Consider the following 6,000-nt stretch of genomic DNA (forward strand, 5'->3'; position numbering starts at 1 on the left):
TGTAGCATTATAGGGGTGCTTTTGCCGCGAATGCAGTAGTTTTCTGATTTCGGGAGCTTTCTTAGGTCGGACGAACCTACCTAGGCTTCGCAAACACTTCTGGCCTATCTCTGGGGTGCCGATTTTCAAGTAACAACCACAAAGCAGCTGGAAGACGCCGGTCACTAGAATATTTACATATTGGACGTAGGGGTTAATCCGGGTGGGTAATAATATATGCTTACCAAAAAAATAATCATCGAGATGTTGAAGCTCAGCCCAAATCGGCCAAGTCGTTAAATGAAATCGGCGTTGATTTTTGGGGTTACGGGCCAAGATGGTAGCTTGTTGGCCACCCTACTTTTAAAAAGAGGCTATCACGTCTTTGGCGTTACAAGACGTCCTTCCTCCGAGATCCAGTGCAACCTGAATAAATTAAATATACGTGACAGAATAAAGATTTTGGTTGCTGATGTCGTTGACTTCCAAAGTGTTCTTGAAATCGTAGGATCAATCAACCCCAACGAAATCTACATGCTAAGTGGTCAGTCGTCGGTCGGCACTTCGTTTTCGAGCCCTCGTGAAACCATCGAGAGCTTTTCGAACGCAACTCTAAATGTTTTAGAAGCATGTAGACTCTCCTACTCTAGTAGCAGAGTATATATTGCCGGTTCCAGTGAATGCTTTGGAAACACCCCCATTAAGGGAGCAACAGAAATTACAGCATTCAACCCGCTTAGCCCGTACGCTGTAGGAAAAGTGTCATCATACTATCTAGCTAGAAATTAAAGGTCGTTTATGGCCTTTATGCGTGTACTGGTCTTTTGTTCAATCATGAGTCGCCTCTGAGAGGAGGTAGGTATGTGACGAAAAAGATATGTGATGCTGCAGTTGCCATATCTGAAGGGCGGAAAAAATGCCTCACGCTTGGGCGCCTCGATATCGTCCGTGATTGGGGTGGGCTCCTGACTTCGTAGAGGCGATGTGGCTAATGCTGCAAGGCTCATTGCCACGTGATTATGTTGTCGGAACAGGGGTTCCGTGTTCATTGGAGTCTTTTGTGGATAAGGCATTTGCGTTTCGAGGCTTGAATTACAAGAACTTCGTAACGCAAACTAATGAGTTAACTCGCCCGCAGGAAATTGACTTTAGCGTAGCCAACCCGCAAAGAGTAAAGATCGACTTAGGCTGGGAAGCTAAAAGGACAGTCGATGATGTAATCGCCGGTTTCATTGAGGGGGATGACATCACCTAAACAAACGAATATGAGGATTTTTGAAGGTGAGTCAAAGTATATATTGGTTGGATATTTACAATAGAGATCCTCAGTTTCTTTCAGTTGCTTCATATTCCTTAACTGAGGCGGGTTTCTCAGTTATCTTTTCGGGCCCCGGGGGAAAATATTCATGGGATCTCTGCGGTCAACATGAATGCTTACCCGCATTGGGTTTTGGCAGCTTTTTAAAAATGCCACAATTGTCCACCGGCATCGTGAACTTCTTGCGACGTGCGGCGCGAACAAGATCTGTCTTAATATATACGACGAGCCTGCGCCTTCCATATATTGATGCATGCATAATGCTGGGCGCGAAGATTTTAAAGGTTAATGTGATCCATATTGTGCATAAGCCTTTCCCCAACTGCTTAGTTAAGCAAATAAAACCTAGCCGAGCTGTAAGATGTTTTTATGGCCTAGCGGGCGAGATTGTGACCTTATCAAACTATACGAAAAGAAAACTGGTAGAATCTCGCTTAGCGAGTCAGGCTGTAACTACATCGGTTGCAATGCCATCCTATAAACGCTGGTTTGATTGGCGAGGTGTGGCTGGTTCAATTGCTTCCTGCCAAGAAGACTTGAAGAATCTGGTGCCAAGCATGTCGGGAAAGATTGTGGTGTCGTTTCTGTCGAACGCTCGACAAGAAAACGGCTATTTCGAGATCTTGGACTATCTAGCTTCTAACAAATTTGAGGACATATTTTTTATTTTTCTTGTTGGTGGAAGGCTTAACAACCAGGCAGATACCAGCACAGGAGATAGTTTGGCCCCAAACTATGGAGCCATAATAAGGCGCCGCTACAGTGACGAGGAATTGACTTTTTTATTACAGAGCAGCGATGCCGTTATCACCCCATACACTGCTGCGACGCAAAGTAGCGTTATCACCTGCGCACTTGGCTTTGGCTGCCAGCTTATTTCTACCTCCGTTGGCGCTTGTGAAGAGCAGATTCCTAACGGAATGGGCAACACGTTTAACTTCAGTGACGCCGGACAACTTGAGGCGGCTCTAAATAATCTAAAAAAACTGACAGCCAAGGAGCGTTTAAATCGATCTAAGCGGTATGAAAAGTTTCTCGAACGAAACGCATTTACTGCAAGGTTTGTGGAGGTGAAGAGCCGAAGTGAAGCTTGCTAAATACATGGGGAAGAATCTCATCCGATTTATTTATAGTCTATTAATATTTAACGCTTGGAGAATTCTATTTCTTAGGCTGCTAGGCATTCGAATCGGCGACAACTGCTTTATTGCTAGGAGTGTCTATTTTTATACGTTTCGTGGCCTTTCGATTGGTGATTGTGTCAGAATTGAATGGGGTTGCGTCTTGGATAGTCGGGGCGGATTAAAAATTGGAGACGGAGCCAGAATATCTCCCATGGTGACAGTCCTGACACAAGATCACGACATCAATAACAATTCGTTTCCCCTTAGAGACCGCGCGGTAACTGTCAATAATGAAGTGGTTATATTTTTTGGCTGCGTAATTTTGCCGGGGGTTGTTTTAGGCCACGGATCCATAATAGCCGCTGGTACCGTCGTCCATAGGTCCGTCGGAGCGTGGGACGTGGTAGGAACAAATGGACAGAATGTAATAGGGAAAAGAGCGCCTCTCACGGATGGAAAAAACGGATCTTAGTATTGTAACGCCTTTATATAACGCAGCAGACACCTTGCCGGAGGCACTATCTTCCGTTCAAGCCTTGTCTAATCAGGTGCGCTTAGAGCATATTATTATTAATAACATGTCGGACGACGGTAGCTCTGAGCTTGTTAGATCCTACCGGCAGGAAGCGAAGTACAAAGTTCGAGAAATAAAAGAGCCTGATGGTGGGATTTATGAAGCTATGAATAAAGGAATTCAGATTAGCGACGGCGCATCTATTTTGATATTAAATGCCGATGATATTGTAGCTGTGAATGGTACTGTCGGACAATTACACTTACTTACCCAAGGTTGCGACCTTGTCGGTGGAATTGTAACTAAGTTCTCTGGAAAACAGAATGTGGCGGAGGGAATAAGACAAGCGGGAACTAAGGATTGGCACCCAAATCTAAAGGGATTTCTAGAAGGCACCTCGTTTCGGCCGCCGTTTTCGCACGTTGGAATGGTTGCTAAGCGCACTTGCTATGAGGCCATTGGTAATTATGATTGCTCCTACAGGGTGGCGGCCGATGTTGATTGGATGTTTAGAGCGAGAGGAGCTGGTCTGAAGTTCGGTGCAGTCAATACAGTGGTTGGATATTTTCGGGCTGGTGGCCGGAGTTCCAACGGGTCGTGGATAAGAGAGTATTACCAATTATTAAGAAGACATGACGAATCCTCTATTCGATGCAAGGCCTTTATTTTTCGGGTATATTTAAATCATTTTTTGCGGTCAGTTATAAAGAGCGTCTATTGATGGTGCGCGCGGCATTATTAATAGGCATTTTTTTTGATTTTGCTCGATTTCTTCCTTTACAAAGTGATATCGTAGTAATCAAATATTCTCCCTACATCTTCACTTTGATTTTTCTACTATATAACTTGAGATCGGCGATTCCAAACCATCAAGGCCGCGAGGAGCAGGTGTGGCTTTTATTTTATTTGTTATGTTGCTTAGCGTCGGCATGCTTGTCTCTCTTATCAGACCCAGGTTATTTTGGCCAGTCCGGTCTCGCTTCCATGTTATTTAATAATGCGAAAATTCTATTTCTGGGTTCCTTTTCTCTTTCTATGCTCTGCGTTCGGTGGACAGAAGCTAGTTTTTCGGACTTTTTGAAAACTACACTCTACGTGGTATTAACTTTTGGTTTTATTCGCATGCTGCTGTTGGGCCTAGGAGTTCTAGATCCTCACCCCGTCGAAATAAACAATAGGTTCGCCGGCATTCAAGTGCCGGTTTTTGTTTCGATTTTTTCTGAGCCTTCTTATGCTGCGAGCTTTATATTTGCTATAGCGTTGTGTCTATTTGCGACACAGTTCAACCGGAAAAAGCAACTCTTTAATAAAGGAGACTTTTTCCGGTTGATATTTCCCACAATTTTAAGCTGCGCTCTGACGTCTTCGCTATCTGGCTATATTTATGCGATTTCCTTGACGGCGATGGTGTTGTGGAAAGGCGGACTTGGAATCGCGTTTTCCTTAATTGGATGCATTCTAGTATTCTCATTGTGCATCATGTGGTGGAATCCTGAGATCGTAGAGATCGCTTTGAAAAGGATCTTGCTCTTAATTAGCGGAGAAGATGGCTCTGCAAGTAAGCGAATTATCATGAGCTGGGTTGGCGTAGCCTATCAAGAGGGTTGGGGATTGTTTTTTGGCATTGGTGGGAGAGACGTAACCGAATTTGTATTATCCGTTTATCCTGATCATCCGAGACGGGGACAGATCTGGAATATTTTCGCCATTAATCAGACCGCCTTTGGGCTTCTAGGAACTACAGCAATTATATTCGTAATCGGTCGCGCTACGCTCACCTGGTGGCCGTTGGGTGTCGGTTTTGTGTTGATCGGTTTTTCTCGGGGGGGGGGTTTTGGCCCTGGCGTTTGGGCATATTTAGCTTTAATCCTGATTTCTTCGTCTTTAGTAGCGGAACGCAGGAAAAGATTTAAGGCCGTAAATGAGTTTGTCATTGGAAACTAAAATCGATAAATGTCAGGACTCGATACTGCCTAGTCCAACACATTTCTGTGTTGTCGGACCAGGTAAGGCGGGGACCACCTGGCTGTATGAGTTATTTAAAAAATGTGATCACATCGCAAATTCGAAGATAAAAGAAGCCTATTTTTTTTCTGAAGGGTCTAATCTTTCCTATTCAGATTACCTATCACTATTTCGCTTTAACCAGGAAACCAAAGCATTTGGAGATATTTCTAATCAATATTATATGAATATTGAGTGGGTGGTGCCTCGATGTTTAGAGTTTTTCCCTGATTCAGTATTCGTTATCATGTTGAGGGACCCATTGCAGCGTCTGCTTTCATGTTATAGATTCGAGTTGAAGCAAGGCAGGAGGTTGTCTTTAGCTGAATATCTGAACTGCTTGAAAAAGATAGACTTTTCTAATGCTAACCTCCTCAGTAATTTATTAGAGCTTGCGCCCAACAACAAGATTATTGCTGTTGCCTTCTCGGAGTTAAATAACGACCCAGAAGCGGCAGCGGTTACAATTTTGAGCGGCCTAGGCGTCGATTTGCCAGATATTGATTTCTCTGCGTTGAATAAAAATGCCTCTGTTCAGCCTAGATCCGCATCGGTCGCCCGAATCGGTAGAGCTGTTGCAGGCACGCTCAGGAAAACTAGACAATTTTCTACGCTTCAGCGCTGCAAGTCATCGGTTTTCTTAAATAAATTGATTTACACGGCTTCGCCGATTGATATTAACCGCAGCGACATTTCCCTCGCGGAAGAGTTTTTGGGCGAAGTTGCTGCTGAGCCTGTTCCAATCAAAACGGAAATTTTTAATTCTGAAGTGATCAGGTAGCGACGCATCCCGTTTCTCAGTAGCAATCATTACTGGAGTCCATAGTTCGGTCTAGAAGAGTAGATTATGGATATAAGACTAAGGCTGTTCTTTTTTGATAAGTGGATACTCACCTTATGGATGACGTAGCCAGCAATAATAAACGTGTTGAACAAAATCAATTCGTGGAATTGAACACGATCAAAGCCAGCAGTGCGTTAATGTGGGCGGCTTTTCTGACGATGGTAACACCCCCGTTGCATGTAATTTCCGGGTTAAATTTCGAACCGCCAGGTCCTTT

Annotated in this window: 6 protein-coding genes and 1 pseudogene; all 7 read left to right on the forward strand. The window is 44.1% G+C overall.

Features of this window, described 5'->3' with window-relative positions; genetic code table 11:
- The first annotated feature begins 279 nt into the window (after positions 1-279).
- On the forward strand, positions 280-768 hold the full coding sequence (locus tag NOR51B_RS15915; protein WP_407635207.1) for a GDP-mannose 4,6-dehydratase: 489 nt from the start codon (positions 280-282) through the stop codon (positions 766-768).
- Positions 769-803: 35 nt separating this feature from the next.
- A pseudogene (locus NOR51B_RS15775) lies at positions 804-1,234 on the forward strand (GDP-mannose 4,6-dehydratase).
- 26 nt (positions 1,235-1,260) lie between these two features.
- Positions 1,261-2,394 (forward strand): glycosyltransferase family protein, encoded by a 1,134-nt coding sequence (locus tag NOR51B_RS05580; protein WP_009020412.1) that lies wholly within the window; start codon positions 1,261-1,263, stop codon positions 2,392-2,394.
- Positions 2,395-2,398: 4 nt separating this feature from the next.
- Positions 2,399-2,893, forward strand: coding sequence for an acyltransferase (locus NOR51B_RS15920; protein ID WP_407635213.1), 495 nt, complete (start codon positions 2,399-2,401; stop codon positions 2,891-2,893).
- A complete protein-coding gene (locus NOR51B_RS05585) occupies positions 2,874-3,656 on the forward strand; it encodes a glycosyltransferase (RefSeq protein WP_040481833.1) in 783 nt (260 codons plus the stop codon). The genes NOR51B_RS15920 and NOR51B_RS05585 overlap by 20 nt, the downstream gene beginning before the upstream one ends.
- Positions 3,587-4,879 (forward strand): hypothetical protein, encoded by a 1,293-nt coding sequence (locus NOR51B_RS05590; protein ID WP_009021505.1) that lies wholly within the window; start codon positions 3,587-3,589, stop codon positions 4,877-4,879. The genes NOR51B_RS05585 and NOR51B_RS05590 overlap by 70 nt, the downstream gene beginning before the upstream one ends.
- Complete coding sequence (locus NOR51B_RS05595; protein WP_040481835.1) at positions 4,869-5,720, forward strand: sulfotransferase family protein; 852 nt, start codon at positions 4,869-4,871, stop codon at positions 5,718-5,720. Before NOR51B_RS05590 ends, NOR51B_RS05595 begins: the two co-directional genes overlap by 11 nt.
- The last annotated feature ends 280 nt before the right edge of the window (positions 5,721-6,000 follow it).

The sequence above is a fragment of the Luminiphilus syltensis NOR5-1B genome, assembly GCF_000158175.1.
Lineage (GTDB): Bacteria > Pseudomonadota > Gammaproteobacteria > Pseudomonadales > Halieaceae > Luminiphilus > Luminiphilus syltensis.

What these genes read in the sequence shown, in the direction of transcription:
- NOR51B_RS15915 (WP_407635207.1), top strand. Translation starts at nt 280, where the DNA reads ATGAAATCGGCGTTGATTTTTGGGGTTACGGGCCAAGATGGTAGCTTG.
- NOR51B_RS15920 (WP_407635213.1), top strand. Translation starts at nt 2,399, where the DNA reads ATGGGGAAGAATCTCATCCGATTTATTTATAGTCTATTAATATTTAAC.
- NOR51B_RS05585 (WP_040481833.1), top strand. Translation starts at nt 2,874, where the DNA reads ATGGAAAAAACGGATCTTAGTATTGTAACGCCTTTATATAACGCAGCA.
- NOR51B_RS05590 (WP_009021505.1), top strand. Translation starts at nt 3,587, where the DNA reads ATGCAAGGCCTTTATTTTTCGGGTATATTTAAATCATTTTTTGCGGTC.